Annotated in this window: 27 protein-coding genes; 20 read left to right on the forward strand and 7 right to left on the reverse strand. The window is 72.5% G+C overall.

Features of this window, described 5'->3' with window-relative positions:
- Positions 1 to 235: 235 nt before the first annotated feature.
- From ACFRAC_RS15445 to ACFRAC_RS15460, 4 genes are all read left to right on the forward strand, one after another.
- On the forward strand, positions 236 to 859 hold the full coding sequence (locus ACFRAC_RS15445) for a GntR family transcriptional regulator (protein ID WP_361343645.1): 624 nt from the start codon (positions 236 to 238) through the stop codon (positions 857 to 859).
- A gap of 261 nt (positions 860 to 1,120) precedes the next feature.
- On the forward strand, positions 1,121 to 3,823 hold the full coding sequence (aceE, locus tag ACFRAC_RS15450) for a pyruvate dehydrogenase (acetyl-transferring), homodimeric type (protein ID WP_382924394.1): 2,703 nt from the start codon (positions 1,121 to 1,123) through the stop codon (positions 3,821 to 3,823).
- Positions 3,824 to 3,899: 76 nt separating this feature from the next.
- On the forward strand, positions 3,900 to 4,874 hold the full coding sequence (locus tag ACFRAC_RS15455) for a helix-turn-helix transcriptional regulator (RefSeq protein WP_382924395.1): 975 nt from the start codon (positions 3,900 to 3,902) through the stop codon (positions 4,872 to 4,874).
- A gap of 71 nt (positions 4,875 to 4,945) precedes the next feature.
- Positions 4,946 to 5,464, forward strand: coding sequence for a DUF4240 domain-containing protein (locus ACFRAC_RS15460; RefSeq protein WP_382924530.1), 519 nt, complete (start codon positions 4,946 to 4,948; stop codon positions 5,462 to 5,464).
- Here ACFRAC_RS15460 and ACFRAC_RS15465 read toward each other — a convergent pair.
- Positions 5,454 to 6,272, reverse strand: coding sequence for a peptidoglycan recognition protein (locus tag ACFRAC_RS15465; RefSeq protein ID WP_382924531.1), 819 nt, complete (start codon positions 6,270 to 6,272; stop codon positions 5,454 to 5,456). The two genes, ACFRAC_RS15460 and ACFRAC_RS15465, sit on opposite strands and share 11 nt — an antisense overlap.
- Before the next feature lie 254 nt (positions 6,273 to 6,526).
- Between ACFRAC_RS15465 and ACFRAC_RS15470 the strand changes: the two genes are divergently transcribed.
- Positions 6,527 to 7,711, forward strand: coding sequence for a MarP family serine protease (locus ACFRAC_RS15470; protein ID WP_382924396.1), 1,185 nt, complete (start codon positions 6,527 to 6,529; stop codon positions 7,709 to 7,711).
- A 12-nt stretch (positions 7,712 to 7,723) separates the two neighbouring features.
- Here the strand turns inward: ACFRAC_RS15470 and ACFRAC_RS15475 are convergent, their stop codons facing one another.
- Complete coding sequence (locus ACFRAC_RS15475) at positions 7,724 to 8,224, reverse strand: GNAT family N-acetyltransferase (protein ID WP_382924397.1); 501 nt, start codon at positions 8,222 to 8,224, stop codon at positions 7,724 to 7,726.
- 52 nt (positions 8,225 to 8,276) lie between these two features.
- Between ACFRAC_RS15475 and ACFRAC_RS15480 the strand changes: the two genes are divergently transcribed.
- On the forward strand, positions 8,277 to 9,182 hold the full coding sequence (locus ACFRAC_RS15480; protein ID WP_382924398.1) for a TIGR01777 family oxidoreductase: 906 nt from the start codon (positions 8,277 to 8,279) through the stop codon (positions 9,180 to 9,182).
- Between the two features lie 171 nt (positions 9,183 to 9,353).
- A complete protein-coding gene (locus ACFRAC_RS15485) occupies positions 9,354 to 10,709 on the forward strand; it encodes an NAD(P)/FAD-dependent oxidoreductase (protein ID WP_382924399.1) in 1,356 nt (451 codons plus the stop codon).
- Between the two features lie 88 nt (positions 10,710 to 10,797).
- On the opposite strand, the gene ACFRAC_RS15490 is transcribed toward ACFRAC_RS15485, so the two are convergent.
- Positions 10,798 to 12,234, reverse strand: a complete 1,437-nt coding sequence (locus tag ACFRAC_RS15490) for a regulator (protein WP_382924400.1) — start codon at positions 12,232 to 12,234, stop codon at positions 10,798 to 10,800.
- 281 nt (positions 12,235 to 12,515) lie between these two features.
- On the opposite strand from ACFRAC_RS15490, the gene lipB reads away from it, so the two are divergent.
- From lipB to ACFRAC_RS15510, 4 genes are all read left to right on the forward strand, one after another.
- On the forward strand, positions 12,516 to 13,313 hold the full coding sequence (gene lipB, locus ACFRAC_RS15495) for a lipoyl(octanoyl) transferase LipB (protein ID WP_361343665.1): 798 nt from the start codon (positions 12,516 to 12,518) through the stop codon (positions 13,311 to 13,313).
- A gap of 105 nt (positions 13,314 to 13,418) precedes the next feature.
- Entirely contained in the window at positions 13,419 to 14,384 is a 966-nt protein-coding gene (lipA, locus tag ACFRAC_RS15500; RefSeq protein WP_361343668.1) for a lipoyl synthase, read from the forward strand.
- A gap of 258 nt (positions 14,385 to 14,642) precedes the next feature.
- Positions 14,643 to 14,843: a hypothetical protein gene (locus ACFRAC_RS15505; protein ID WP_382924401.1), complete on the forward strand. Its 201-nt coding sequence runs from the start codon at positions 14,643 to 14,645 to the stop codon at positions 14,841 to 14,843.
- Between the two features lie 48 nt (positions 14,844 to 14,891).
- Positions 14,892 to 15,590, forward strand: coding sequence for a DUF4191 domain-containing protein (locus ACFRAC_RS15510; RefSeq protein WP_382924402.1), 699 nt, complete (start codon positions 14,892 to 14,894; stop codon positions 15,588 to 15,590).
- Positions 15,591 to 15,680: 90 nt separating this feature from the next.
- On the opposite strand, the gene ACFRAC_RS15515 is transcribed toward ACFRAC_RS15510, so the two are convergent.
- Complete coding sequence (locus ACFRAC_RS15515; RefSeq protein ID WP_382924403.1) at positions 15,681 to 16,148, reverse strand: RDD family protein; 468 nt, start codon at positions 16,146 to 16,148, stop codon at positions 15,681 to 15,683.
- A gap of 198 nt (positions 16,149 to 16,346) precedes the next feature.
- Here ACFRAC_RS15515 and glnA point away from each other — a divergent pair, with 198 nt between their 5' ends.
- From glnA to ACFRAC_RS15535, 4 genes are all read left to right on the forward strand, one after another.
- On the forward strand, positions 16,347 to 17,756 hold the full coding sequence (gene glnA, locus ACFRAC_RS15520; protein WP_361343679.1) for a type I glutamate--ammonia ligase: 1,410 nt from the start codon (positions 16,347 to 16,349) through the stop codon (positions 17,754 to 17,756).
- Positions 17,757 to 17,870: 114 nt separating this feature from the next.
- The gene (locus tag ACFRAC_RS15525) at positions 17,871 to 18,143 is read left to right on the forward strand and encodes a hypothetical protein (protein ID WP_382924404.1); all 273 of its coding nucleotides are present in this window, start codon (positions 17,871 to 17,873) and stop codon (positions 18,141 to 18,143) included.
- Positions 18,144 to 18,250: 107 nt separating this feature from the next.
- On the forward strand, positions 18,251 to 19,165 hold the full coding sequence (gene htpX, locus ACFRAC_RS15530) for a zinc metalloprotease HtpX (protein WP_382924405.1): 915 nt from the start codon (positions 18,251 to 18,253) through the stop codon (positions 19,163 to 19,165).
- Positions 19,166 to 19,167: 2 nt separating this feature from the next.
- The gene (locus ACFRAC_RS15535; RefSeq protein ID WP_382924406.1) at positions 19,168 to 19,764 is read left to right on the forward strand and encodes a hypothetical protein; all 597 of its coding nucleotides are present in this window, start codon (positions 19,168 to 19,170) and stop codon (positions 19,762 to 19,764) included.
- A gap of 43 nt (positions 19,765 to 19,807) precedes the next feature.
- On the opposite strand, the gene ACFRAC_RS15540 is transcribed toward ACFRAC_RS15535, so the two are convergent.
- Positions 19,808 to 20,095: a hypothetical protein gene (locus tag ACFRAC_RS15540; RefSeq protein ID WP_382924407.1), complete on the reverse strand. Its 288-nt coding sequence runs from the start codon at positions 20,093 to 20,095 to the stop codon at positions 19,808 to 19,810.
- Positions 20,096 to 20,326: 231 nt separating this feature from the next.
- On the opposite strand from ACFRAC_RS15540, the gene ACFRAC_RS15545 reads away from it, so the two are divergent.
- Positions 20,327 to 21,082 carry an alpha/beta hydrolase gene (locus tag ACFRAC_RS15545; protein WP_382924408.1) on the forward strand — a complete coding sequence of 252 codons (756 nt, stop codon included), beginning with the start codon at positions 20,327 to 20,329 and terminating at the stop codon, positions 21,080 to 21,082.
- A 49-nt stretch (positions 21,083 to 21,131) separates the two neighbouring features.
- On the opposite strand, the gene ACFRAC_RS15550 is transcribed toward ACFRAC_RS15545, so the two are convergent.
- Both ACFRAC_RS15550 and ACFRAC_RS15555 read right to left on the reverse strand, forming a co-directional pair.
- On the reverse strand, positions 21,132 to 22,481 hold the full coding sequence (locus tag ACFRAC_RS15550) for a DUF2252 domain-containing protein (protein WP_382924409.1): 1,350 nt from the start codon (positions 22,479 to 22,481) through the stop codon (positions 21,132 to 21,134).
- Positions 22,482 to 22,753: 272 nt separating this feature from the next.
- On the reverse strand, positions 22,754 to 23,080 hold the full coding sequence (locus ACFRAC_RS15555; RefSeq protein ID WP_382924410.1) for a hypothetical protein: 327 nt from the start codon (positions 23,078 to 23,080) through the stop codon (positions 22,754 to 22,756).
- Positions 23,081 to 23,302: 222 nt separating this feature from the next.
- Here ACFRAC_RS15555 and ACFRAC_RS15560 point away from each other — a divergent pair, with 222 nt between their 5' ends.
- The 4 genes from ACFRAC_RS15560 to ACFRAC_RS15575 all read left to right on the forward strand — a co-directional run bounded on the left by ACFRAC_RS15560 (position 23,303) and on the right by ACFRAC_RS15575 (position 26,211).
- On the forward strand, positions 23,303 to 23,668 hold the full coding sequence (locus tag ACFRAC_RS15560; protein ID WP_382924411.1) for an ArsC/Spx/MgsR family protein: 366 nt from the start codon (positions 23,303 to 23,305) through the stop codon (positions 23,666 to 23,668).
- 130 nt (positions 23,669 to 23,798) lie between these two features.
- Entirely contained in the window at positions 23,799 to 24,545 is a 747-nt protein-coding gene (locus ACFRAC_RS15565) for a hypothetical protein (protein ID WP_382924412.1), read from the forward strand.
- Between the two features lie 343 nt (positions 24,546 to 24,888).
- Positions 24,889 to 25,926, forward strand: coding sequence for a glutamine synthetase (glnII, locus tag ACFRAC_RS15570; RefSeq protein ID WP_382924413.1), 1,038 nt, complete (start codon positions 24,889 to 24,891; stop codon positions 25,924 to 25,926).
- Positions 25,927 to 26,088: 162 nt separating this feature from the next.
- On the forward strand, positions 26,089 to 26,211 hold the full coding sequence (locus ACFRAC_RS15575; RefSeq protein ID WP_382924414.1) for a hypothetical protein: 123 nt from the start codon (positions 26,089 to 26,091) through the stop codon (positions 26,209 to 26,211).
- Positions 26,212 to 26,291 lie beyond the last annotated feature (80 nt).

A 26,291-nucleotide genomic window follows, 5' to 3' on the forward strand; every position in this document is an offset into this window, starting at 1 on the left:
CCGCTTGTTCGGCAGGGCCGAACCGCAACGCCCCCGAGCGGCGCGGGGAACGGCGCCGCCGGCACGACGAGCCCGCGCCACCGCCCGTCGACCCCGCACACCGGGCTCCTGGGCGCCCTTCGCGCCGAACCCCGTGTAAGTCTCGTCTCACCTGCACCAAAGCGCCGCCGTCACCCCACCCCGTGGAGCGCAACCGCCGTATTGTCTAAACGTCAACGCGCCCTAAGGAGCTTTCATGACCGCCCCCGTCATCCACTCGCTGCGCGAACAGATCCGCGAGCACATCCTCGAGGGGATCATCAGCGGGCGCTGGCAGCCGGGTGAGCGGATCGTCGAGCGGCGCATCGCCACCGAGCTGGAGGTCAGCCAGACCCCGGTGCGGGAGGCACTGCGCGAGCTGGAGTCGCTGCGGCTGATCGAGTCCGCCCCGAACAAGGGCGTGCGGGTGCGGAACCTGACCGCGGGCGATCTGGAGGAGAGCTACCCGGTCCGGGCCGGCCTCGAGGCCATAGCCGCCGAGCTGGCGGCGGACCGCCTCGCCGAGGACTGCTCCGCGCTGGAACCGCACGTGGCGGCCCTGTACGAGGCCGACCGGGACGCCGACGGCACCGGGCAGGTGCGGCACACCGTGGGCTTCCACCGCGAGCTGGTGCGGGCCGCGGGCAACTCGGTGCTGCTGCACACCTGGGAGGGCCTCGGCATCGAGGTCTTCACCGCTCTGTCCATCCGCTGGCTCGGCACCGTTCAGCAGTCGTACGCGGAGGAGCACGAGGAGCTCGTCCAGGCGTTCCGCCGGCGGGACCCGCGGATCGCTGAACTGGTGAAGGCGCACGTGCTCGGCTGCGCCCCCAGGGCCTGATCCGACAGGCGAGCATCACCCCGCTCACCTGCGGAGATCCTTCGAAAACGCGGCACCCGGTGCCATTCACCGAGGCACCGCATGCCGACTTTCCCCGGATCGCGATGTTTTACCCCGGAACCCTTTGATCGATCATCGATCAGGGAGTTATTGTCACCGCTGGACCTCTACCGAGGTCCCCGCCCTGTCCTGCCAAAGACAAAGGGCAACCCTGAACCCTTGCCGATGAGGGAACCCCCTTCGACTGAGGAAGGCGGCGACATGACCGACCCCAACGCCATCCAGCCGAGCGCGCTCGACCAGCTCCCCGACCGTGACCCGGAGGAGACCGCCGAGTGGCAGGCCTCGCTGGACGCGGTCGCCAAGGCGGCTGGCCCGCACCGCGCCGCATACCTGATGCGCCGCACGCTGGAGCGGGCCGAGGGCACCGGCATCGCGCTGCCGAAGCTCCTCGAGACCGACTACGTCAACACCATCCCGACCGCAGGTGAGCCCGGCGTACCCGGTGACGAGGAGATGGAGCGCCGGATCACCGCGTGGAACCGCTGGAACGCGGCCGCGATGGTGACCCGGGGCTCCAAGCACGGCGTCGGCGGCCACATCGCCACCTTCGCCTCCGCCGCCTGGCTCTACGAGACCGGCTTCAACCACTTCTTCAAGGGCAAGGAGGGCGACGGCAGCGGCGACCAGCTCTACATCCAGGGCCACGCCTCGCCGGGCATCTACGCCCGCGCCTTCCTCGACGGCCGCCTCACCGAGCAGCACCTGGACAACTTCCGCCAGGAGGCCGGCGGCAACGGCCTGCCGTCGTACCCGCACCCGCGCCGGCTGCCCTGGCTGTGGGAGTTCCCGACGGTGTCCATGGGCCTCGGCCCGCTGTCGGCGATCTACCAGGCGCGCTTCAACCGCTATCTGACCGCCCGTGGCATCAAGGACATCTCGTCCTCCCACGTCTGGGCGTTCCTCGGTGACGGTGAGATGGACGAGCCGGAGTCGACGGCCGCCCTCGCACTCGCCTCCCGCGAGGGCCTGGACAACCTGACCTTCGTCATCAACTGCAACCTGCAGCGCCTCGACGGCCCGGTCCGCGCCAACTTCAAGATCGTGCAGGAGCTGGAGGCCCAGTTCCGCGGCGCCGGCTGGAACGTGATCAAGACGCTGTGGGGCACGGCCTGGGACGAGCTGTTCCAGCTCGACACCACGGGCGCGCTCGTACGCCGCCTGCGTGAGGTACCGGACGCGCAGGTGCAGACGTACCAGACGCGCGACGCCGCCTACATCCGCGAGGACTTCTTCGGCAAGGACCCGGCGCTCGCCGAGATGGCGAAGCTGCTGAGCGACGACAAGATCCTCGAGTGCTTCCACCTCTCCCGCGGTGGCCACGAGGCCCGCAAGGTGTACGCCGCCTACAAGGCCGCCGTCGAGTTCAAGGGCGCGCCGACCGTGATCCTGGCCCAGACGGTCAAGGGCCACACCCTCGGTGAGGGCTTCGCGTCGAAGAACGCCAACCACCAGATGAAGAAGCTGACGGTGGACGAGTTCAAGGCGATGCGCGACCGCCTGGACCTGCCGGTCAAGGACAGCGACTTCGTCGACGGCGTGGTGCCCTACGGCCACCCGGGCGCCGACTCCCCCGAGGTGCGCTACCTCCAGGAGCGCCGCGCGGCGCTCGGCGGTCCCGCCCCGGCCCGCCGCCTCCACCCGGTGGCCCCGCTGCCGGCCCCCGCCGACAAGGCGTTCGCCGCCTTCGACAAGGGTTCCGGCTCGCAGAACGTGGCCACCACCATGGCCTTCGTCCGTCTGGTCAAGGACCTGGTCCGCGACAAGGAGACGGGCCGGCGCTGGGTGCCGATCGTCCCCGACGAGGCGCGCACCTTCGGCATGGAGAGCCTCTTCCCGTCCCTCGGCATCTACTCGCCGAAGGGCCAGACGTACGAGCCGGTCGACCGCGACCAGCTCATGTACTACAAGGAGGCCAAGAACGGGCAGATCCTCAACGAGGGGATCACCGAGGCCGGTTCGATGGCCGACTTCATCGCCGCTTCGACGTCGTACGCGACGCACGGCGAGGCGATGATCCCGTTCTACATCTTCTACTCGATGTTCGGCTGGCAGCGCACGGCCGACCAGATGTGGCAGCTCGGCGACCAGCTCGGCCGCGGCTTCCTCGTCGGCGCGACGGCCGGCCGCACCACCCTGACCGGTGAGGGCCTGCAGCACGCCGACGGCCACTCCCCCGTCATCGCGGCGACCAACCCGGCGGCGCTGACGTACGACCCGGCCTTCGCCTACGAGGTCGCGGCCATCGTCAAGGACGGTCTGCGCCGGATGTACGGCGAGGCGGCCCCCGGCGAGGACCAGGACGTCTTCTACTACCTGACCGTCTACAACGAGCCGCTGCCGCAGCCCGCGAAGCCCGCGGTGGACGGCATCGACCAGGGCATCGTCAAGGGCCTGTACCGCTTCAACACGGCGGAGACGGCCGGGCTGTCCCCGGCGGCGAACGCCCCGCGCATCCAGCTGCTGGGCTCCGGCACCGCGATCCACTGGGCGCTGAAGGCGCAGCGGCTGCTCGCCGAGGAGTGGGGCGTGGCCGCCGACGTGTGGTCCGCGACCTCCTGGACGGAGCTGCGCCGCGACGCGCTGGAGGCCGACGCGGCCCTGCTGCGCGGCGAGGAGCGGACCCCGTACGTCCGTCAGGCGCTCCAGGGCGCCGAGGGCCCGGTGCTCGCGGTCTCCGACTACATGCGCCAGGTCCCGGACCAGATCGCGCAGTGGGTCGAGCAGGACTGGTCCTCGCTCGGGGCCGACGGCTTCGGTCTCTCCGACACCCGTGACGCGGCCCGCCGCCACTTCGGGGTCGACGCCGAGTCGATCGTCGTCGCGGCCCTGGCCCAGCTCGCGAAGCGCGGCGAGGTCCAGGCCAGCGCGGTGAAGGAAGCCCGCGAGAAGTACGGCCTGTAAGCGGCCGAGGAACGACGAAGGGGTACGGCACTCGCCGTACCCCTTCGCTGTCGGTGGGCCCCGGCATGATGACCGTATGCGTGCCGCTCGTCTGATCAAGATGGTGCTGTTGCTCCAGTCCCGGCCCTCCATGACCGCCGCCGAGCTGGCGCGGGAGCTGGAGGTGTCCGAACGGACGGTCACCCGGGACGCGCAGGCCCTGTCGGAGGCCGGTGTCCCGGTCTACGCCGAGCGGGGCCGCGCCGGCGGGTACCGGCTGGTCGGCGGGTACCGGACCCGGCTGACGGGGCTCGCGCGCGGCGAGGCCGAGGCGCTCTTCCTCAGCGGTGTGCCGGGGGCGCTGCGGGAGATGGGTCTGGAGGACGCCGCGTCCGCCGCGCGGCTGAAGGTGTCGGCCGCCCTGCTGCCCTCGCTGCGCGACGCCTCCCGTACGGCGGCCCAGCGCTTCCATCTGGACGCGCCGAACTGGTTCACGGAGCCGAAGGCCCCCGAGCTGCTGCCGGCCGTCGCGGACGCCGTGTGGGACGACCGCCGGATCGTCGCCCGCTACCGGCGCGGGGAGGACGAGGTCGAGCGGGAGCTGGAGCCGTACGGGCTCGTGCTGAAGGCCGGCGTCTGGTACCTGTGCGCCCGGGTCGCCGGGGCCGGTGCCCACCGGGTGTACCGGATCGACCGGTTCACCGCCGTCGACGCCGGTGACGGGCGGTTCGAGCGGGACGAGGCGTTCGACCTGCCGGGGTTCTGGGAGGAGCGGGCCGAGCAGTTCGCGCGCTCGATCCTGCGCGCCGAGGTCGTGCTGCGGGTGTCCCCCGAGGGGGCGCGCGCCCTGCGGTACGCCGTCGATCCGCGGGCCGCGCGGGAGGCGCTGGAGGCCGCGGGCGCCCCGGACGGGGACGGCTGGGTGACGGTGACCGTACCGGTGGAGTCCGAGGAGGTCGCCCGCAGCCAGCTCGCGGCGCTCGGCCCGCAGGTGGAGGTGCTGGCCCCGCCCTCGCTGCGGGAGCGGTTCGCCGCCGACGCGCTGCGCCTGGCCGCCCTGTACGCCGACTGAGCGCGCGCCCCATAACAATCCGTCGCACTCCACGTGCGCCCCACCGGTCCAGGGCCGATGCTGGACCCGTGATGGACGAGACGGAGTTCTGGGAGCTGGTGGACGCCGCCCGCGAGGCCGCCGAGGGCGACCCCGAGGAGCAGGCCGATCTGCTGGTGGAGCGGCTGGTCCAGCTGGACCCGGACGCCGTGCTCGACTTCGCCCGCCACTTCGAGGCCCGCTACAACCGGGCGTACACCTGGGACGTGTGGGGTGCCGCGTACGTCCTGCTCGACGGGGCCAGCGACGACGCCTTCGACTTCTTCCGCTGCTGGCTGATCGGCCAGGGCCGCGAGGTGTACGAGGGCGCGGTGCACGACCCGGACGCGCTGGCCGAGCTGCTGGACGACTTCGACGAGGAGTTCGACGGCGACGCGGAGGAGCTGGGGTACGCCGCCGACGAGGCGTACGAACAGCTCACCGGTGCCGTCGCCCCCGATCTCGGCCTTCCGCCGGCGCCTCCGGAGCCGTCCGGCACCCCCGTGGACTTCGAGGACGCGCGGGCGCTGGCGGAGCGCTTCCCCCGGCTGTGGGAGCGGTTCAGGGGCTGAGGACGCCCAGAGGGTGCCTCAGGGCCGCCCGGAAACCGTCCGCGCCGGACCGGCCCGGCGCGCCGCCGTGCCCTTCGGGCCGGCCCTGGAGGCGGGCCGCGGTGGCCCTGATCTCCGGGAGGCGGGCGCTGAGGGCGGCGCCGGGGCAGCTCGTCGAGAAGCCGTCGTTGTGACCGGCCACGGCGGGCAGCGTGGCGGTGGTGCCGGACGCGTAGCGGCTGAGGTCGTTGCTGGAGGTCAAACGCACCGTGGCACGGGGGTCCGTCCCGGAGAGCCCCAGCTTCCACGCCGCGACCGCCGCGACCGCGTCGGTCATCGCCTTGGGGACGGGCACCCCGGCCGTGAAGGTGCCGAGGGCGGCGACGCCGGCGGTGCGGTGGTTGAAACCCTGGGTGTGGGCGCCGGTGACGGGCCGGTCGGTGCCGCCGGCCCGGCCCTCGTAGATCGTGCCGCAGCGGTCGACGACGAAGTTGTAGCCGAGGTCGTCCCAGTGCCGGCCGCCGGTCTGGCCGGCGTAGAGGTGCTGGATGATGCGGGGCGAGTCGGCGCAGTCGTAGTCGTTGGGCGAGTCGGTGTGGTGGACGAAGACGGCGATGACCTTGTCGTCGTAGCGAGGGGGCGGCTGGGTGTGCAGGCTGTCCTCGTCGAGCCAGACGTCCCGGGGCACGATGGGCGGCCGGGCGGCGTGGTACGAGGCGGGGCGCGCCGCGACGGGCCGCTTCTCCCGCTCGACGCTTCGCTCCACCCCGTCGGCGCACAGCACGAGCGCGAGCGCGGCGGCCAGTCCCGGTACGCAGCCGAGGACCACGAGGGCTCCCCGTCCCCCGGGGCGACCCCGCACCCGTTCCGCCGTGACCCGTCGGATGGCACACATGGTCCTACTGTCCGACGGATCGGGTCCGCCCGCGATGTGTGGTGTGACACCGGGTGGAACCATCACCCGGGTCCGGGGCGTTCCCCCAGGTGTACGCAGCGTGGCCGGATCCCCCGGGACACGCCGCCGCGCGCTGATCGAGGCGCGCTCCGCACGCGTACCAAGAGGTCCGAGAGAAAGGCGGCTCAGTGGACCTGCTCGACATCCTGCTGCTGCTCGTGATGGTGGCGTACGCGGCGTCCGGCTACCGGCGGGGGCTGGTGGCCGGCTGTGTCTCGCTGGCCGGCTTCGTGGGCGGCGCGGCGATCGGCGTGTGGCTGCTGCCGTGGGTGATGGACCTGGTCACGCCGGGCACCACCAGGGCGACGGTGGCCGCGGTGCTGACCGTGCTGCTGCCCGCCGTGCTGGTGCACGAGCTGGCCGGGCGGCTGGCCCTGCGGCTGCGCCGGGAGCTGGACCGCGGGCCGCTGCGGGTGGCCGACGGCATCGGCGGGTCGGTGGCCAACGCGGTGGCCGTGCTGATCGTGGCCTGGGTGGCGGCGAGCGTGCTGGCCGCGTCCTCCTCGCCGCTGCTGACGTCGGCGATCCGTGACTCCCGGCTGCTGGGCAGCGTGCAGGACGCGATGCCGGACACCACCCCGGCCTGGTTCTCGCGGGCCACGTCCGCGCTGACGGAGGCGGGTTTCCCGCAGGTCTTCAACCCGTTCGAGAACGAGTCGACGGCCGAGGTCGCCCGGCCCACCGGCGACAGCGTCACCCCGGCCGCCACGGAGGCCGCCAGGCGCAGCACCGTCAAGATCGAGGGGTCCGCCGGCACCCAGGGCCGCGAGGGCAGCGGCTTCGTGTACGCCCCGCAGCGCGTGATGACCAACGCCCATGTGGTGGCCGGCATCGACCGGCCGGACGTCCGCGTGGGCGGCGTCGGGCCGTCGTACGCCGCGCGGGTGGTGCTCTTCGACCCCCGGCGCGACGTGGCCGTGCTGTACGTGCCGGAGCTGAGCGCCCCCGTCCTGCGCTTCGACGAGGAGGCCACGCGCGGCGACTCCGCGGTCGTGGCGGGCTACCCGGAGGACGGCGCGCTGGACCTCCAGGCGGCGACGGTCGCCGGCCGTGTCCAGGCCACCGGCCAGAACATCTACAACGACGAGACCGTGACCCGCGAGATCTACTCGGTCCGCTCCACCGTGCGCCCCGGCAACTCGGGCGGACCGCTGCTGACCACCGGCGGCCGGGTGTACGGGGTGGTCTTCGCCCGTTCCACCACCGACGACGAGACCGGTTACGCCCTGACCGCGGACGAGGTGGCCTCGTCCGCCCGGCGCGCGGCGACCTCGACCGTCCCGGTGGACACCGGGGACCTGGTCACCTCGTGAGACCGGGGCGCGTCACAGGGCGCGCCCCATGAGCACGTCGTCGGTGTACGTCCCGTCCACGTGGAACTCCCCGGGCAGGACGCCCTCCACCACGAACCCCTCGGACGCGTACAGCGCGCGGGCCGGGGCGTTGTGGCCGAGGACGCGCAGGGTGAGGCGGCGGGCGCCCTGGCGGCGGGCCTCCTCGACGGCCGCGCGGATCAGCGCCCGCCCGACGCCGTGCCCCCGGGCCTCGTCCGCGACCGCCAGCCCCTGGATCTGCCGTACGTGCGCGTTGGAGGCGAGCCGGGTCGGCGGGACCACGCGGATGTAGCCGACGACGCGGCCGCCCAGCTCCGCGACGAGGGTGTCCTCGCAGGCGTGGCGTGCGTCGAAGAAGGGCGGGTAGGGCGGGCGCGGCCTGGGCACGACGGCGTGCAGGGGCGACCAGGTGAGGCGGTCGAGCCGGCCCAGCTCCTCGTCGTCCTCGGGCCGGGCGGTGCGCAGCAGGGGGTGCCGTCGGGAGTCGGACATGCCCACAGCGTACGAGGAGGCATCAGGGCGGGTTCAGGGCAGGATGGCGTGCATGGATCTGTCGAGAATCGTGGTCGCCGGTTCCTCCGGTCTGATCGGTGCAGCCCTGGTGCGCTCGCTCGTCGCGGACGGGCACGAGGTGGTCCGCCTGGTGCGCCGGGCGCCCCGCGCGGCGGACGAGGTCCGCTGGGACCCCGAGGGCGGTGAGGTGCCGGCCGAGGTGCTCGCCGGGTGCGACGCGGTGGTCAATCTGGCCGGTGCGAACGTGGGGGCGCGGCGCTGGACCGAGGCGTACAAGGAGAGCCTGCGGCGCGGCCGGGTGCGGGGCACGGCGGCGCTGGCCTCCGCGATGGCGGCGCTGAAGCCCGGGGAGCGGCCGCGGGCCTTCGTGAACGGCAGCGCGATCGGCTACTACGGCGAGACCGGCGAGCGGGCCGTCGACGAGTCGAGTCCGCCGGGGGAGGGCTTCCTGCCGGAGCTGTGCGTGGAGTGGGAGGCCGCGGCGGCGCCCGCGCGGGAGGCGGGGGTGCGGACGGTGTTCGTGCGCACCGGGTTGGTGGTGGCCCGGGAGGGCGGCGCGTGGGGGCGGCTGTTCCCGCTGTTCCGGGCGGGGCTGGGGGGACCGCTGGGGGACGGGCGGCAGTACTGGTCGTTCGTGTCGCTGCACGACGAGGTGGCGGCGATCCGGCATCTGCTGGACGCCGAGGAGTGGTCGGGGCCGTTCAACGTGACCGCTCCCGAGCCGGTGACGAACCGCGAGATCACCGCGGCCATGGGGCGGGTGCTGCGCCGGCCGGCGCTGCTGCCGGTCCCGGCGCCCGTCCTGCGGACCGTGCTCGGCGAGATGGCCGGGGACGTCCTCGGCAGTCAGCGGGTGCTGCCGAAGCGGCTGCTGGAGTCGGGCTTCACCTTCGCGTTCCCGGACATCGAGGGGGCGATCCGGGCGGCCCTGCGGTAGCGGGACGGATCGGACCGGGTGTCCGTATGCGACCGCCGTGCGACCGTGCTCTGTCGATGCGCGACTGTCCCTGACCCGTCGCGTCCGTAACCTCGTGCCGAACTCGGGTATTTCCTGGGCCAGTTGGGGGCATCACGTCTCCACCGGCCGCGCAACCTCGAGGAGGGGCACGTGCTTGAGCCCGCGTACCAGGCGGACGTCGTCATCGTGGGAGCCGGGGTCGCCGGGCTCGCCGCGGCGCACCGGCTGACCAGCGCAGGAATAACCACCGCGGTCCTGGAGGCGGCCCCCTACCCGGGTGGCCGCATGTCGACCGAGAAGGTCGACGGCTTCCGGCTGGACCGGATCGGGCAGCTTCTGTCGACGTCGTATCCCGAGCTCCGCCGGACACCGGCCCTGGACGCGCTCGCGCTGCGGTCCTTCGCCCCGGGGGTGCTGCTGCACAGCGACGGGCGCCGGCACCGCGCCGGCGCGCTCACCGGCCCGGCGAGTGCGCGGCGCGCGAGGGGCGCACTCCATGCGGTACGCGCCCTGGCGAGCGCCCCCAGGGCCTCCGCCGTCCCCCGGGCGCGAACCGGAGCCTCGCTGGGCACCGCAGTCGACCAGGCACGCCTCGGCGCCGCGCTCGCCCGGCTGGCCTCCGCGCCCGTCGAGCGGCTGCTGAACCGCCCGGAGGCCCCGGCCGCGCAGGCCCTCGCGGAACGCGGCATCCCGCCGCGCACGATCGACGGCTTCCTGCGGCCGCTGCTCGCCGCCCTGCTGCACGACCCCGAGCTGACGACGTCCAGCCGGTGCGCGGACCTCGCGCTGCACGCCTTCGCGGGCGGCCGGCTGTGTCTGCCCGAGGGTGGCGCCGAGGCCCTGCCCGACCTGCTCGCGCGCTCGCTGCCGCCGGGCACCGTGCACACCGGGGTGCGGGTCACCTCGATCGCCACGACGGCCGTGACGACCGCCGAGCACGGCGCGATACGGTGCCGGGCGGTGCTGCTGGCCACCGACGCGCGCACCGCCGGCGAGCTGCTGCCGGGGCTGCGCGTGCCCGGTTTCCACCCGGTGACGGTCCTCCACCACACGATGGACGAGGCACCGGAGACCGGCGCCTCGCTGCTGCTCGACTCCGACCGGAGCGGCCCGGTGGCGCACACGGCGGTGATCAGCCGCGTCGACCCGAGCCGCGCCCCGGCCGGCCGCGCCCTCGTCACCTCGACGGTCCTCGGCACCCCGCCCCCGGACGTCGACACGGCCGTACGGACGCACCTGGCCCGCCTGTACGGCACCTCGACGGCCCGCTGGGAGACGCTGGCCGTGCACCACACGCCCGAGGCCGTGCCCGCGATGACCGCGCCGCACGACCTGCGCCGCCCGGTGCGGCTGCTGGCGGGCCTGTACGTGTGCGGTGACCACCGCGACACCAGCACCGTCCAGGGCGCCCTGCACTCGGCCCGCCGGGCCGCGACGGCGATCCTGACGGACCTGGGCGCGGCGGGCTCCCTGAACCGGGCGGAACCCTTACGGACGGCGGCCTGAGCGCAGCGGCACCCTTACGGACCAAGCCTGGGGCGGGTGGCCGTTCCGGGCGGGGCGGGGCCCGTGCGGACGGCCACCCGCACCCCCGTCACAGCAGCGCGGCGACCTTGTCCCGGTAGCCCCGGACCGGGGCCGCGTCACGGTAGGGCTCCAGCCTGCGCTCGAAGTCCCGGACGTACTCGATCGCCCGGACGGACCGCATCTCCACGGCCTGGCCCGCGGCCTCGGCGCCCAGGGCGCACGCCTGGTCGAGCTCGCCGAGGCCGAGGCGGGCGCTGGCCAGCACGAGCCGGCAGAACAGGCGGCTGCGGGCGAAGGCGGGGGCCCGCAGCTGCAGGGAGCGCTCGGCGTGCTGCGCGGCCGCCCGGAACTGCTGGAGGTCCCGGTGGCAGTGGCCGAACTCGTCGGCGAGCTGCGCCTCGTCGAAGAACCGCGTCCAGTGCGGGACGTCGTCGCCGGGGCGGGCGGCCTCCATGGCGCGCTCGGCCCGGACCAGGGAGGCCGTGCAGGCGCGCACCTCGCCGAGCACGCCGTGCCCGCGCGCCTCGCAGGCGTGCAGCAGGGCCAGCACGACAGGCGGGGCGCCGGTGCCGACGCCCTGCTGGGCGACGCGCGCGAGCTGGACGGCCTCCCGGCCGTGCCCGAGGTAGACGGCCTGCCGGCTCATGGTCGCCAGGACGTACGACCCGAACGGCCGGTCCCCGGCGGCCTGGGCCAGCCGCAGCGCCTGCACGAAGTAGCGCTGCGCGAGGCCGTGCGCGGCGATGTCGAACGACGTCCAGCCCGCGAGCCGCGTGAGGTCCGCGGCGGCGGCGAACAGGCGGCGGCCGGTCTGCTCGCCGTAGGCGCCGCGCAGCATCGGCTCGCACTCGTGCTCCAGGTAGCGCACGAGGGCCTGGCGGGCGTGGCCGCCGCCGTACATGTCGTCCAGGGAGCGGAACAGGTCGCCGACCGAGCGCAGCGCGGCGATGTCCCCGCCGGTGACCTTCTGGCCGGGCCCGCGCTCGGCCTGGCCGCGCTGGCGCGGCACCATCGGCCGGCCCGGGACCTGCACACGGGTGACCGGCTCGCCGCGCGCGACCTTCTCGTCGGCGCGGCCGATCAGCCAGTCCCGGCTGGGCACGACCAGGCCGGCGGGGGTGAACGCGATCTTGCGCAGCTCGGCATGGCTGCCCGAGTCCTTGCGCCACAGGCCGCTGACGATGTCGACGGCCTCGTCGGGGGTCGCGGCGAACTCCAGCCCGGCGTACACGGGCGCACAGGCGTCCAGGCCGAGGTCCTGGGCGGTGAGCCGGCGGCCGAGGCGCCGGGTGAAGACCTCGGCGATCAGGGCCGGGGTCGTGCCGCGCGGCTGCTGCCCGCGCAGCCAGCGGGTGACCGACGTCTTGTCGTATCTCAGGTCAAGCCCGTGTTCGAGTCCGAGCTGGTCCACCCGGCGGGCGAGACCCGCGTTGGAGAATCCCGCTTCTGCGATGAGCGCGGCGAGCTGTCGATTGGGAGTGCGCTGCGCGGGTCGTTCCGTCATCTGCGGTGCGGTCTCCTGCCTTTCGGGCGTCGCGTGGCCGTGCGGCCGCCGAACGCCCGGATTTGCCGGTGAGCAGCCCTTTTGGCCTCTCGAACGGCGCGAATGTAGCGGAGAGTAAGCAGCCGATCGCACATTACCCCGCCCATTCATCCGATCGTGTGAGGATTGCGCCAGCGGGCTGACGTGGGCCGTGGGAGCCCACTCGAACGGACCGGTCGTACAGTGGCGTAGGCACGCTTCGTGCCTTACGACTTTCCGGTGCTTCTAGGGAGGCGCTTGCCGTGAGTGAGTTGCGGTTCGTCCGCATGGGGTTCGGCGCGGATGCCGTCGAGTACCAGGTGGCGTGGGACGAGCAGCGCCGCGTGCACGCGGCCCGGTTCGCGGACGAGATCGGCGACACCGTCCTGCTGCTCGAACACCCCCCGGTGTACACGGCGGGCCGGCGCACCGCCGACAACGAGCGCCCTCTGGACGGCACGCCCGTCATCGACGTGGACCGCGGCGGCAAGATCACCTGGCACGGCCCCGGCCAGCTGGTCGGCTACCCCATCCAGAAGCTCCCGCGCCCGGTGGACGTCGTGGCGCACGTACGGCGGCTGGAGGAGGCCCTGATCCGCACCTGCGCGGAGTTCGGCCTGGAGACCACCCGGGTCGAGGGCCGCAGCGGCGTCTGGGTCCTCGGCGACCCCGTGGACCGGCGCCCGGCGCTCGGCGGCCTGTCCCTGGACTTCGACCCCCGCCTCACGGACGAGGAGTTCGACCCGAGGCTGAACGGCCCCGAGTACGCACCCTCCAACGCCGGGCAGCGGCGCGAGGACCGCAAGATCGCGGCCATCGGGATCCGGGTGGCGAAGGGCGTGACCATGCACGGCTTCGCCCTCAACGTGAACCCGGACAACAAGTGGTTCGACAAGATCATCCCGTGCGGTATCCGGGACGCCGGGGTCGCCTCCCTGGCGGCGGAGCTCGGCCGGGACGTCACCATCGAGGAGGTGCTGCCGGTCGTCGAGCGGCATCTGCGGGACGTGCTGGAGGACGCGGACCTCAAGCCGCGGGAGATCGAGAAGGCAGCCGTCTGAGAGCGGGAATGGGCCCCGCGGTCACGGGGTTGGCCTGACCGCAGGGCTCGGTAAGCACGGGCGTACCCTGGTGTACGCCGAAGAATCGAAGCACAGGGAGCCGACGTGTCCGCAGTCTCACCGGACGGACGCAAGATGCTGCGCCTGGAGGTCCGCAACAGTCAGACCCCCATCGAGCGCAAGCCCGAGTGGATCAAGACACGGGCGAAAATGGGCCCCGAGTACACCAAGATGCAGAGCCTCGTGAAGAGCGAGGGACTGCACACGGTCTGCCAGGAAGCCGGCTGCCCGAACATCTACGAGTGCTGGGAGGACCGCGAGGCCACCTTCCTCATCGGCGGCGACCAGTGCACCCGGCGCTGCGACTTCTGCCAGATCGACACCGGCAAGCCCGAGGCGCTGGACCGCGACGAGCCGCGCCGCGTCGGCGAGTCCGTGGTCACCATGGACCTGAACTACGCCACCATCACCGGCGTCGCCCGTGACGACCTCCCCGACGGCGGTGCCTGGCTGTACGCCGAGACGGTCCGCCAGATCCACGAGCAGACCGCCGCCCGCGAGGCCGGCCGCACCAAGGTCGAGCTGCTCGCCCCCGACTTCAACGCGGTCCCGGAGCTGCTGCGGGAGGTCTTCGAGTCCCGCCCCGAGGTCTTCGCGCACAACGTCGAGACGGTCCCCCGGATCTTCAAGCGCATCCGCCCCGGCTTCCGCTACGAGCGCTCCCTCAGGGTCATCACCGATGCCCGCGACTTCGGCCTGGTGACCAAGTCCAACCTGATCCTCGGCATGGGCGAGACCCGCGAGGAGGTCAGTGAGGCGCTGCGGCAGCTGCACGAGGCCGGCTGCGAGCTGATCACCATCACGCAGTACCTGCGCCCGAGCGTGCGCCACCACCCCGTGGAGCGCTGGGTCAAGCCGCAGGAGTTCGTGGAGCTGAAGGAGGAGGCCGAGCAGATCGGCTTCTCCGGTGTGATGTCCGGCCCGCTGGTGCGGTCCTCGTACCGCGCCGGCCGGCTGTACCAGATGGCGGTCGAGAAGCGCGGCGCGTTCGTCGCCTCCCAGGCCGTCTGATGGCACGCAGTGTCACTGTGCGGATGTGAATCCGCACACAGGCGGAACTTCCCGGGTTTCCGGTCGGTCGACGCGGTCCGGTACGTCGTCGCAGTTGGCGACCACGTCCGGGCCGCGTCCGGTCGTTCCGGCACCACATCCGGTCTTCATCGGTGTTTGACCGGTCGGTCACGCCCTGGTAACACCAATCAGTGACCCTGGTTGCACACGCTGTGCTCCGTTCACCGAACCAGTCGTTTCCGAGGGGGGACCTCTGCCATGCAGGCCGCGCCCGTTCGCGCCACCGCCATCCCGTCGTTCACCAATGCACTGCGTGCCGTCGAGTCGCTGCTGATGAGCAGCGGCCAGCGCACGGCCCGCCGCAACGCCTGGACCTCCGTCCTGGAGGACCGCCGCCGCGCGAAGGACCGCGTCGAGGCGGAGCGCGTCCTGGACCGGGCGCCCGCTCCCCGGCTCTGAGGCCACTCGCCGTCGAAGGCGCTCGCGGGGCCACGTAGACTTCGTGGCATGGCGAGGAAGGACACGGCAGCGGACGCTGCAAATCCCGGGCGACTCAAGCAGATCGCTCTGACCTACAAGATGACCCGCAGGGCCGACAAGAAGATCGGTCTTGTGCTCGCGGCTGTCGGAATCGTCACCTTCGGTGTCTTCCTCGCGATCGGCTTCTTGATCGGGCACCCCATCTATCTCGGCATCCTGGGCCTGCTGCTCGCCTTCCTCGCGACGGCGATCGTGTTCGGGCGCCGGGCCGAGCGGGCGGCCTTCGGCCAGATGGAGGGCCAGCCGGGCGCCGCAGCGGCCGTGCTGGACAACATCGGCCGGGGCTGGACGACGACCCCCGCGGTGGCGATGAACCGCAGCCAGGACGTGGTGCACCGGGCCGTCGGCAAGGCCGGCATCGTGCTGGTCGCCGAGGGCAACCCGAACCGGGTGAAGAGCCTGCTGGCCGCCGAGAAGAAGAAGATGAACCGCATCGTGGCGGACGTGCCGGTGCACGACCTGATCGTGGGCACGGGCGAGGGCCAGGTCGAGCTGAAGAAGCTGCGGACGACCATGCTCAAGCTGCCGCGCGTGCTCACCGGTCCCCAGGTGACCGCCACCAACGACCGGCTGAAGGCCATGGGCGACCTGATGAGCAACATGCCGCTGCCGAAGGGCCCCATGCCCAAGGGCATGAAGCTGCCGAGGGGCAACTTCCGACGCTGATCGCGCCGCACCCCGACGAGACAGGGGGCGCCCCGGAGTGATTCCGGGGCGCCCCCTTCGTCGTACGCGGACGCGGGCGGAGGCCGGACTCTAGGCGCGGACCTCGACGGTGCCGGCCAGCCGGTCGTGCAGTCCGCGGCCGTCGCGGTCCCAGATCAGGGCCGGGAGGGCGACGCAGAGCAGGGCCGTGCGCAGCAGGGCGCGCAGCGGGTTGACGGTGCCGCTGTCCAGGGCGACCACGCGCAGCCCGAAGAGGCGCTTTCCGGGGGTGGAGCCGAGGGTGCCGACCGTCAGCACGCCCATCACGAAGAAGATGAGCAGCGCCCAGTTGCTCGTGGCCTGGCCGTAGCCGTCGGTGAGAAGGCCGTATGCGATCAGGACGCAGAGCCCCCAGTCCACGACGAGGGCGCCGAGCCGCCGTCCGGGGCGGGCGATGGAGCCCGGGCCGTCCTGCGGAAGGCCGAGCTGTTCCCCCCGGTACCCGAAGTCGACCCCGGCTTCCTCGGCGGCCGCGCGCGGGCCGGAGAGCCAGGATCCGATTGCTTGCCTCTTGTCCACGCCACCACGGTACTGGGCCCGTTCTGGGATGTGGACAGGTGGGGTGAGGTGGGGGATGTCCGGTTAACGTGTGCGAAACAAACGGGTCACGCCCGAGAAATCACCCATCCCTAGGGTCGAGTGCAGCGTGTGCCACCCGCACTGGCTGCACGAACGATCTACCACCCCGGCGGGACGGTCGGGAGTAGGAGGAGCTGGATGTTCCAGAACGCCGACGAGGCCAAGAAGTTCATCGCGGACGAGGACGTCAAGTTCATCGACGTCCGCTTCTGCGACCTGCCGGGCGTCATGCAGCACTTCTCGCTGCCCGTCGAGGCGTTCGACCCCGACGAGGAGCTGGCGTTCGACGGTTCGTCGATCCGCGGCTTCCAGGCCATCCACGAGTCCGACATGGCGCTGCGCGCCGACCTGTCGACCGCGCGGGTGGACCCCTTCCGCCGCGACAAGACCCTCAACATCAACTTCTTCATCCACGACCCGATCACGGGCGAGCAGTACTCCCGTGACCCGCGCAACGTGGCGAAGAAGGCCGAGGCCTACCTGGCGTCGACGGGCATCGCGGACACCGCGTTCTTCGGCCCCGAGGCGGAGTTCTACGTCTTCGACAGCGTCCGCTTCCGGACCTCGGAGAACGAGTCCTTCTACCACATCGACTCCGAGGCCGGCGCCTGGAACACCGGCGCCCTCGAGGACAACCGCGGCTACAAGGTCCGCTACAAGGGCGGCTACTTCCCGGTCCCGCCGGTCGACCACTTCGCCGACCTGCGCGCCGAGATCTCCCTGGAGCTGGCCAAGTCCGGACTGCAGGTCGAGCGCCAGCACCACGAGGTGGGCACCGCCGGCCAGGCCGAGATCAACTACAAGTTCAACACGCTGCTCGCCGCCGCCGACGACCTCCAGCTCTTCAAGTACATCGTGAAGAACGTGGCCTGGCGCAACGGCAAGACCGCGACCTTCATGCCGAAGCCTATCTTCGGTGACAACGGCTCGGGCATGCACGTGCACCAGTCGCTGTGGCAGGGCGGCTCCCCGCTCTTCTACGACGAGGCCGGCTACGCGGGCCTGTCGGACCTGGCCCGCTACTACATCGGCGGCATCCTCAAGCACGCCCCGTCGCTGCTGGCCTTCACCAACCCGACGGTGAACTCGTACCACCGCCTGGTCCCGGGCTTCGAGGCGCCGATCAACCTGGTGTACTCGCAGCGCAACCGCTCCGCCGCGATGCGCATCCCGATCACGGGCTCCAACCCGAAGGCCAAGCGCGTCGAGTTCCGCGCGCCCGACTCCTCCGGCAACCCGTACCTGGCCTTCTCGGCCCTGCTGCTCGCGGGCCTCGACGGCATCAAGAACAAGATCGAGCCGGCCGAGCCGATCGACAAGGACCTCTACGAGCTGGCTCCCGAGGAGCACGCCAACGTCGCGCAGGTCCCGACGTCCCTCCCGGCCGTCCTCGACTCCCTCGAGCGCGACCACGAGTTCCTGCTCCAGGGTGACGTCTTCACCCCGGACCTGATCGAGACGTGGATCGACTTCAAGCGCACCAACGAGATCGCCCCGCTCCAGCTCCGCCCGCACCCGCACGAGTTCGAGCTCTACTTCGACGTGTGATCGGCGCCTGAGCCGAGCAGTATTCACGCCCGCGCCCCCGCCGTCCCGATGGACGGTGGGGGCGCGGGCGTGTGTTCTATTCTGAGGGCGTGGGATCGCACGGGGGTGGAGGCCATGGCTGAGTCGGGGCACGACGAGCACGAGCACGAGCGCGAGTTCGACATCCGGTGGGCCGAGGCCGCCGAGCACAAGGAGCCGTCGGCGCGGGCGCGGATGCTCGCCGCGCGGTGGAGGCACGATCCGCCCGGCCCGGTGCCGTTCCGGCCCGAACCCGATCATGTGGCCCGCCGGCACCGCCGGTCCGGATGGGTGTCCACGGTCGTCGTCCTCGGCGGCGTCGCCGCCGTCATCCTGCTGCTCGGCTACTTCCGGTTCACCGCGCCGTAGCGAGGGCGGGGCTTTGCCGCTCCTGGGGGCGACCGCGACCCGTTCATGGGAAGGGGCGGGTGCACACTGGGCAGTGGGACGAGTGCCTGAGTGCGGGATGGTGCACCATGCAGAGCCGCTTCCGCAGTGACCGGCGGTTGACCGCCCGGATGGGCGTCACGCTGTTTCTGCTCGGGTTGTTGTACGTGGCTTTCGTCGCCGCGCTGATCGTGCTCCTGAAGTCCTGGGTGCTGGTCGTGGTGATCGCCGCCGGTCTGCTGGGCGCCCAGTACTGGTTCTCCGACCGGGTCGCGTTGTTCGCGATGCACGGGCGGCCCGTGGAGCGTGAGGCGTATCCCGAGCTGCACGGCGTCGTCGACCGGCTCTGTGCCATCGCCGACATGCCGAAGCCGGTGGTCGCGGTGTCCGACCTGGAGATGCCCAACGCCTTCGCCACCGGCCGCAACGCCGATCACGCCGTGGTCTGCGTGACCACGGGGCTGCTGCGCCGGCTGGAGCGGGGCGAGCTGGAGGGGGTCCTCGCGCACGAGCTGGCGCACGTCGCGCACAAGGACGTCGCCGTGATCACCGTCGCCTCGTTCCTCGGGGTGATCGCCGGACTGGTCGTCCGGTTCGCCTTCTACTCGCAGCTCTTCGGGGGCCGCCGCGACCAGAACACCGCGATCGTGTTCGCCGCCGTCATGGGCGTGTCGGCCGCCGTGTACGCGCTCAGCTACCTGCTGATCCGGGCCCTGTCCCGGTACCGCGAGCTGGCCGCCGACCGGGCCGCGGCGCTGCTCACCGGGCGCCCCTCAGTGCTGGCCTCCGCGCTCACCAAGGTCTCCGGCGACCTCGCCCGCATCCCGACGAAGGATCTGCGGACGGCCCAGGCGTTCAACGCCTTCTACTTCACCCCGGCGCTGGGCCGCGACCCCGGTCTGGCGCGGATCTTCTCCACCCACCCGAGCCTGGAGCAGCGGCTCGACCAGCTGGGGCGGATCTCCGCCGAGCTGGGTGAGGCGACGACTCCCGGAGGGGTGTGAGCATGGGGCTGCTGGACATCCTGCTGGGCCGCAGCAAGCCGGTCGCACCCGATCTCGACCAGCTGTTCGCGCTGCCGTCGGCGGCCGTGACGCTGGAGGCGGCGACCGGGTTCCGGCCGACCGGGAGCGGCGCGGTGTGCTTCGCCACGGTCGAGGGCGCGGCGTTCGTACAGACGCACCGGGAGGTGCAGGCGCTGCTGGACGCGGACGCCGGGCGGGGCCTCCCGGTCGAGCTGACCCGGGACGCCTACGGCTACTCGTGGTTGGTCTCCCGGCGCGCCCCCGACCGGTTGCCGGACCTGGTCAACGATCTGCACGCGGTGAACAGCGCGATGGAGGTCAACGGGTTCGGCCCGCAACTGCTGTGCTCGCTGGCGGGCTTCGAGGGGACGGATGAGGACGGCGAGCGAAACCGCCGTCTCGCCCTCGTCTATCTGTACAAGCGAGGGACCTTCTACCCGTTCGCCCCGCTGCCCGGCCGGCCGGAGCGGCGGGACAACGCGCTGGAGCTGCGGGTGAAGGCCGCGCTGGCGGGCGACCTGCGGATGGAGCAGGACCTTTCCCGCTGGTTCCCGGTGTGGGGCGCCCCCGGGCTGTGACCGGGGGCGCCCCGACCACCCGCGGTCACCACCGCGGGTGGTCTCAGTTGGCCTTCTCGCGCTCCTGACGGCGGGCCTCCAGGGGGCGCTCGCGACGGTAGCGGCGCTCCCACTTGGCCTGCATGTCGCGGCGCCGGCGGTAGCTGCGGTAGTCGGCCGGTGCGCTGCCGCCCGCCGCCGGGCCTCCCCCGGCTCCGCCGCTCGGCGCGGAGGAGCCACGGCCGTACTGGACGTAGAGGAAGAGCACGGCGACCGCGGCCAGCCAGTAGACGTGGTTTCCGAATCCGAGTATCACCAGGACGACGGTCCCGGACATGACGATGGTGCCCATCACGGGCCTCCGTGGGCGTGCGTAGGTCTGAGCGGTGATCGGGATGTCCCCGGCGGGGCGCTGGGGGCGGGCGGCCGTCCGTCGGTGCCGTAGAGAGTAGCCCCGAGTCCGCGGGGTGGCGCCCGTCCTGCGGGAAACGGCGTGGGCTGCTCCGTTACGCGTCTCCAGGGTAGGGATCCGGTCACGCGGCGTGCACCTCCTTTTCCCGGGGGGCGCGTGCGCCGTGAATGAATGGGGCGCGTGACCGGACTCTCCTCCTTCACCTGCGCCCACGACGGCGAGCTGCTCAGCGGGGTGCACGGCGGTCCCGCCGGTGATCCCCGGCTGCCCGCGGTCGTGCTGCTGCACGGCGCCGGTCCCGGCACCAAGGACCGGCTGCTGCCGCTGCTCGCCGACTTCGCCGCCCGTGGCTGTCACGCCCTGGCCTTCGACTTCTCCGGGCACGGCGAAAGCACCGGCGAGCAGAAGGAGTTGAGTCTGCGCAGGCGCCTGGAGCAGGCGGTCGCCGTGATCGACGCGCGCGTTCCCGCGGGAGCCCCGCTGGTGGTGGTCGGGTTCAGCATGAGCGGGCAGACGGCCGCGGACGTCGTCGCGCGCTACGCGGAGCGGGTGGCGGCGCTGGGGCTGTGCGCGCCGGCCGTGTACGCCGCCGAGGCGTGGGACGTGCCCTTCGGTACCGGGGACGGGCCGTTCAGCGAGATCATCCGCAGGCCGGGCGGTTGGCGCGGGGCGCCCGCGCTCCGGGCGCTGCGGGCGTACGCCGGACGGGCCGTGCTCGCGGTCCCGGAGACGGACGCCGTGATCTCGCCGGAGGTGACGGGGGCGGTGCAGGACGCGCTGAGCGCCCGTGCCCGGTTCACGCGGTTCGACGTACGGGGCGCGGAGCACATGCTGGGTCTGTGGTTCGAGAGCCACACGGAGGACCGGCGGACGTTCGTGGACGCGGTCCTGGACGGCTGGTCCGGTCCCGCGGGGCCGGACGCCTGAGGCGCCGCCCGGCCCCGCGGCGTACGACGGCCGCCGGCCCGGTCCGGCGTCACACGCCCGGCGCCGCCGCGATCACCCCCGCCGCTATGGCCGCGCCCAGCGTCGTATGGTCGGTGACCGTCTGGTCGGCGTAGGAGAACGCGAAGTCGGTCACCGCGCGGTCGAAGGTGTCGGAGGCGCCGAGGTAGGCGGCGATGGCGATGCGGTCGCCGGAGCGGGCGTGGGCGCGCGCGAGGGCGGTGCCGCACAGCCGCGCGTAGGCCAGCAGGTCTCCCGGGCTCATCCCGGCGACGTCCGCGCCGCCCTTCATGTCCCGCAGCTGACGCCAGTAGAAGGCGCGGCCCTGCGGCCCCGACATCCAGCCGAGGAAGATGTCGCTCGCGGCCTGGAGCAGGCGCTGCCCGGCGACGACCCGGTGCCCGGGGTGGGTGTACGGCCCGCCGGGCAGATGCTCCTCCAGGACCGACTGCCGGGCCTCCTTGATCTGGAGGAAGAGCGGGTCCTCGGCGTCCCGCCCGGTGAGCAGCACGATGAAGCAGCGCAGTCCGACGCTGCCGACGCCGACGACCTTGCGGGCGGCGTCGACGAAGCGGTAGCGGTCCAGCAGCAGCCGGCGTTCCTCCGAGAGGGTCGAACGGTAGTCGCTGAAGACCTTCCGCAGGCAGGCCATGTCGGAGGCGCCGGCGGGCACCAGGAGCGGCGGGTCGTGGATGATGCGCCGGCGGCCGTCCACCACCTCGGTCAGCTTGCCGTAGGCCCGCAGGCTGGTGCGCCGTCGGGCCCGGCCGAGGGTGGCCTCGACGCGGTGCCGGTCGCGCGCGGAGGGGGCCGGCGGCAGGAGCTCTTCGGTGTCGATGCGCATGTGCCAGACGTCGAGTTCGCCGAGCCGGGCGAGCCGGCGCATGGCGGTGCGGTACGCGGCGACGGCCTCCTGGGCGGCGCGCCCGGCCTTGGCGTCCGGGTGGCCGTTCTCGCGGGCGGCCACCACGATCGAGGCGGCGAGCCGTTTGACGTCCCACTCGAACGGGCCGGGGTGCGTCTCGTCGAAGTCGTTGAGGTCGAACAGCAGGGAGCGTTCCGGTGAGGCGTACAGGCCGAAGTTGAGCAGATGGGCGTCGCCGCACAGCTGCACGGTCAGGCCGGTGTGCGGGAGGGCCGCGAGGTCGGCGGCCATCACGGCGGCGGCGCCGCGCAGGAACGCGAAGGGGGAGGACGCCATCCGCCCGTGCCGGATGGGCAGCAGCTCGGCCAGCAGGTCGCGTCCCTGGCGTTCCAGTACGGCGACCGGGTCGGGCCGGCCGAAGGGCGGGACCCAGCCGGCGTGGCCGGAACGGCGGACGCGCTGCCGGGCGGCCCGGCCCCGCTCGGCCCGCTCGGCGGGGCTGCCGGCGGCGGTCATCCGGAACTCCGGCCCACGGGTGCGTGCCGGGCCCCGCGAGGCGGGCGGGGCCCCGTGGGCGATGCGCGCGGGCCCGTCAGCCGCCCTGTGCCGTCCCTGTCCATCGAGCCTCCCGCTGCCGCCCCCGGTGCCGAACGCGGTCGTGACCCCTGTCTGGCAGTGAAGGCGGGCCGCGGGGAGTACGCATGCCGGGTACGGCGAACGGGTGACGGCCGCCGGGTGCCCTCCCCTCGGCGGGGACCCCCGGCGGCCTGGCCCCGAAAGGGCGCCCCCTAGCGGGCGTACCTCATGAGTGCCCGGACCATGTGGCAGGTCGTCTCGGACGGCGGGTGCACGCCGATGGTCTCCGCGGCGCTGCGGATCCGCTCGTTGCGGGCCTGGTCGGGCAGGTAGACCCCCGAGTCGAGCAGCGCTATCGCGAGGCGCATGGCCTTGAGACGGCGGTTGTGCGTGACGTACCACTCGCGGGGCCGGCCCGGCGGCAGCGCCCGCTTCTGTACGGGCGCGTACGGCAGATCGAGCAGGACCGGGTGCTGGGCGGTGGACTGGGTGCGCGGCGGTTTGCGGGCGGGCTTCGGCTTCAGTGCGGCAGCGGGCACAGGCATCCTCCTGTCGCGGACGAGCGCCCTCCGGACGGGTCCGGTGACGCTCTCGAACACTGACTCCAGTCTACTGTCCCCCACTGACAGTCGGGGGTTCCAGACGTCCAGGAAATCACCTGGTCAGAGCGGAAGTTGTCGATCCGTCAGCCGCGTGGGGAGCGAACTGTGCACACCGGCCGGGAAATCGAACATCGGGGGTGTGGGGATACCCTGCGCGGCATGGAGATCTGGATCAACCCGGCCTGTTCCAAGTGCCGCAGCGCGCTGAGTCTGCTGGACGCCGAGGGCGCCGACTACACGGTCCGCCGCTACCTGGAGGACGTCCCGACCGAGGACGAGATCCGGGACGTCCTCGACCGGCTCGGACTGGAGTCCTGGGACATCACCCGCACCCAGGAGGCCGACGCCGGGGAACTCGGGCTCAAGGACTGGCCGCGGGACGCGGACGCCCGGGACCGGTGGGTGACGGCCCTCGCCGGGCACCCCCGGCTGATCCAGCGGCCCATCATCACCGCGCGGGACGGCACGGCCGTGGTCGGACGGTCCGAGGAGGCCGTGCGGGACGCACTGACCCGCGAGGGCTGACTCCTCGCCGGACGCCCGACTCCGGCCTCTGTGACGTACGTTACGCCGACTCCTTCGGTAACCGCTGAGTAACAGCGTTCGGTATCTCGTACATAGCGGCGTACGCTCCCCTACCTCCCAGGAGGCGCGGATGTCGCGCAGGAGAACTGTCAGCACGAAGAAGAAGCTCGCCCTGCTGGTGAGTGCGGCGACGGTGGCGGGAGGCGGTGCATTTGTCATGGCGAGCACCTCGAACGCCTCCCAGACGCCCACGGCGACCGTCAAGTCCGCCGCGGACTCGACGGTGTGCCAGGGCCTCGCCACGGCGCTCGGCAACAACCAGCGGTTCATCGACGGGCAGCGGGCCAACCCGGACGCGCAGTCGCAGGCCCGCATCGCCAACCGCGAAGCCGTCATCAAGCAGATCAAGGTCCAGCAGGAGGCGTCCGGGTGCGCCGTCGGGGAGTCGGCTCAGGGCTCCCAGGCGGCACAGCCGAGCGCTCCGGCGGGCGGCGCGGCCGGGAACGGGGGCCAGGCGGCCGGAAACGGGGGCCAGGCGGCCGGTAACGCGGGCGCCGGGCAGAACGCCGGCGGCGCGGGGAACGGCCAGAACGCGGGGAACGGCAACGCCGGTGGCGGCGCCGCCGCGGGCCAGCAGGTCTGCAACGGCTCGACCGTCACGCTGTCCGGCGAGGGCGGGGCACCCGCCGCGTCCAGCAACCAGTTCCCGGCGGGCACCAAGCTGAAGGTCACCAACCTGGACAACAACAAGTCCACGACGGTGGAGGTCACCTCGGTCTCGGGCAGCTGTGTGCTGCTGAACAACGCGGCCTTCGAGCAGGTCCGTGAGCCCGGCAAGTTCCTCATCCGCCGGGCCGTGATCGAGAAGGTGGGGTGAGGACCGGGCGACCACGACGCCGTACGTGTCAGGGGCCCCGCCGCTCGCGGTCACGAGCGGCGGGGCCCCGCGTGTGCCGTCCGGGCGGGGCCCCCGGCATCGCATACGAGTGCGGGTCCGGCGCCCCTCCCCCGGCGCCGGACCCCGCCCGGTGTGCTTCGCGCGGGTGCTCACCGCGTCGATCGGGCCACACCGGCACCCGGTAACACGGGGTTCACACCTGGGCAATGGCCGGGAAATCGCCTGTTGACAGGCTCCCGGACAGCGAGAGAGCGGCGCCCCCGTGCCGCGGCGCCGCAGTACCCGCAGTACGCGCCCTGACCCACCCCGAAGGAAGTGGCCCGTGACCTTCAAGGCTGAGTACATCTGGATCGACGGCACCGAGCCGACGGCCAAGCTCCGTTCCAAGACGAAGATCCTGGCGGACGACGCCAAGGGTGCCGAGCTGCCGATCTGGGGCTTCGACGGGTCCTCCACCAACCAGGCCGAGGGTCACGCCTCGGACCGCGTGCTGAAGCCGGTCTTCACCTGCCCCGACCCGATCCGCGGCGGCGACGACCTCCTCGTGATGTGCGAGGTCCTGAACATAGACATGACGCCGCACGAGTCCAACACCCGTGCCGCGCTCACCGAGGTCGCGGAGAAGTTCGCCGCGCAGGAGCCCATCTTCGGCATCGAGCAGGAGTACACGTTCTTCAAGGACGGCTACCCGCTCGGCTTCCCCAAGGGCGGCTTCCCGGCCCCCCAGGGCGGCTACTACTGCGGTGTCGGCGCCGACGAGATCTTCGGCCGTGACGTCGTCGAAGCCCACCTGGACAACTGTCTCAAGGCGGGCCTGGGCATCTCCGGCATCAACGCCGAGGTCATGCCCGGCCAGTGGGAGTTCCAGGTCGGCCCGCTGTCCCCGCTGGAGGTCTCCGACCAGCTGTGGGTGGCCCGCTGGCTGCTGTACCGCACGGCCGAGGACTTCGGTGTCGCGGCGACCCTGGACCCGAAGCCGGTGAAGGGCGACTGGAACGGCGCCGGCGCGCACACCAACTTCTCCACCAAGGCGATGCGTGAAGGACCCGAGGGGTATGCCGCCATCATCACCGCCTGCGAGTCCCTCGGTGAGGGCTCCAAGCCGCTCGACCACGTCAAGAACTACGGCGCCGGCATCGACGACCGCCTCACCGGTCTGCACGAGACCGCCCCGTGGAACGAGTACTCCTACGGCGTCTCCAACCGCGGCGCCTCGGTCCGCATCCCGTGGCAGGTCGAGAAGGACGGCAAGGGCTACATCGAGGACCGCCGCCCGAACGCCAACGTCGACCCCTACACGGTGACCCGTCTACTGGTCGACACCTGCTGCTCCGCGCTGGAGAAGGCCGGCCAGGTCTGACCGGCCGCCGCCCGGCTGTGCGAAGGGGCGCCCACCGTCACCGGTGGGCGCCCCTTTCCCGTGCGGGAAAGCGATCAACGTCACGCCGGTGACCAGCGGGAAACGGTCCGGGGGTTGTTCCGAAGGGTCCCCTCGGGGGCGGGTGTCTGCTTCAATGGGTACATGGCCGGCTTCCAGAACCTCTCCGCGACGGGTCGTTTCGACCTGGAGCCGTTCTGGCCTTCCCGTCAGCACCACGACTTCGACCGGGTGTGTTGCCGCGCGCTGACCGCGCCGGCCCGGTAGAGCCGTCACCCCGGCCCTCGGCCAGCGCGACACGACGTACGTCTTCCCACGGACCTCTCGCGCGAAAGAGCTGACCTCCC

Source organism: Streptomyces sp. NPDC056628 (assembly GCF_042792555.1).
Taxonomy (GTDB): Bacteria; Actinomycetota; Actinomycetes; order Streptomycetales; family Streptomycetaceae; genus Streptomyces.

Excerpts from the sequence above, each read along its gene's own strand:
- ACFRAC_RS15550 (WP_382924409.1), bottom strand. The coding sequence starts at position 22,481 with ATGACCGCCGCCGGCAGCCCCGCCGAGCGGGCCGAGCGGGGCCGGGCC.
- ACFRAC_RS15475 (WP_382924397.1), bottom strand. The coding sequence starts at position 8,224 with ATGTCCGACTCCCGACGGCACCCCCTGCTGCGCACCGCCCGGCCCGAG.
- aceE (WP_382924394.1), top strand. The coding sequence starts at position 1,121 with ATGACCGACCCCAACGCCATCCAGCCGAGCGCGCTCGACCAGCTCCCC.
- ACFRAC_RS15565 (WP_382924412.1), top strand. The coding sequence starts at position 23,799 with ATGTCGCGCAGGAGAACTGTCAGCACGAAGAAGAAGCTCGCCCTGCTG.
- ACFRAC_RS15525 (WP_382924404.1), top strand. The coding sequence starts at position 17,871 with ATGGCTGAGTCGGGGCACGACGAGCACGAGCACGAGCGCGAGTTCGAC.
- ACFRAC_RS15480 (WP_382924398.1), top strand. The coding sequence starts at position 8,277 with ATGGATCTGTCGAGAATCGTGGTCGCCGGTTCCTCCGGTCTGATCGGT.
- ACFRAC_RS15575 (WP_382924414.1), top strand. The coding sequence starts at position 26,089 with ATGGCCGGCTTCCAGAACCTCTCCGCGACGGGTCGTTTCGACCTGGAG.
- ACFRAC_RS15510 (WP_382924402.1), top strand. The coding sequence starts at position 14,892 with ATGGCGAGGAAGGACACGGCAGCGGACGCTGCAAATCCCGGGCGACTC.
- ACFRAC_RS15560 (WP_382924411.1), top strand. The coding sequence starts at position 23,303 with ATGGAGATCTGGATCAACCCGGCCTGTTCCAAGTGCCGCAGCGCGCTG.
- ACFRAC_RS15490 (WP_382924400.1), bottom strand. The coding sequence starts at position 12,234 with ATGACGGAACGACCCGCGCAGCGCACTCCCAATCGACAGCTCGCCGCG.
- ACFRAC_RS15535 (WP_382924406.1), top strand. The coding sequence starts at position 19,168 with ATGGGGCTGCTGGACATCCTGCTGGGCCGCAGCAAGCCGGTCGCACCC.
- ACFRAC_RS15455 (WP_382924395.1), top strand. The coding sequence starts at position 3,900 with ATGCGTGCCGCTCGTCTGATCAAGATGGTGCTGTTGCTCCAGTCCCGG.
- glnA (WP_361343679.1), top strand. The coding sequence starts at position 16,347 with ATGTTCCAGAACGCCGACGAGGCCAAGAAGTTCATCGCGGACGAGGAC.
- ACFRAC_RS15505 (WP_382924401.1), top strand. The coding sequence starts at position 14,643 with ATGCAGGCCGCGCCCGTTCGCGCCACCGCCATCCCGTCGTTCACCAAT.
- ACFRAC_RS15460 (WP_382924530.1), top strand. The coding sequence starts at position 4,946 with ATGGACGAGACGGAGTTCTGGGAGCTGGTGGACGCCGCCCGCGAGGCC.
- ACFRAC_RS15540 (WP_382924407.1), bottom strand. The coding sequence starts at position 20,095 with ATGGGCACCATCGTCATGTCCGGGACCGTCGTCCTGGTGATACTCGGA.
- ACFRAC_RS15545 (WP_382924408.1), top strand. The coding sequence starts at position 20,327 with ATGGGGCGCGTGACCGGACTCTCCTCCTTCACCTGCGCCCACGACGGC.
- ACFRAC_RS15445 (WP_361343645.1), top strand. The coding sequence starts at position 236 with ATGACCGCCCCCGTCATCCACTCGCTGCGCGAACAGATCCGCGAGCAC.
- htpX (WP_382924405.1), top strand. The coding sequence starts at position 18,251 with ATGCAGAGCCGCTTCCGCAGTGACCGGCGGTTGACCGCCCGGATGGGC.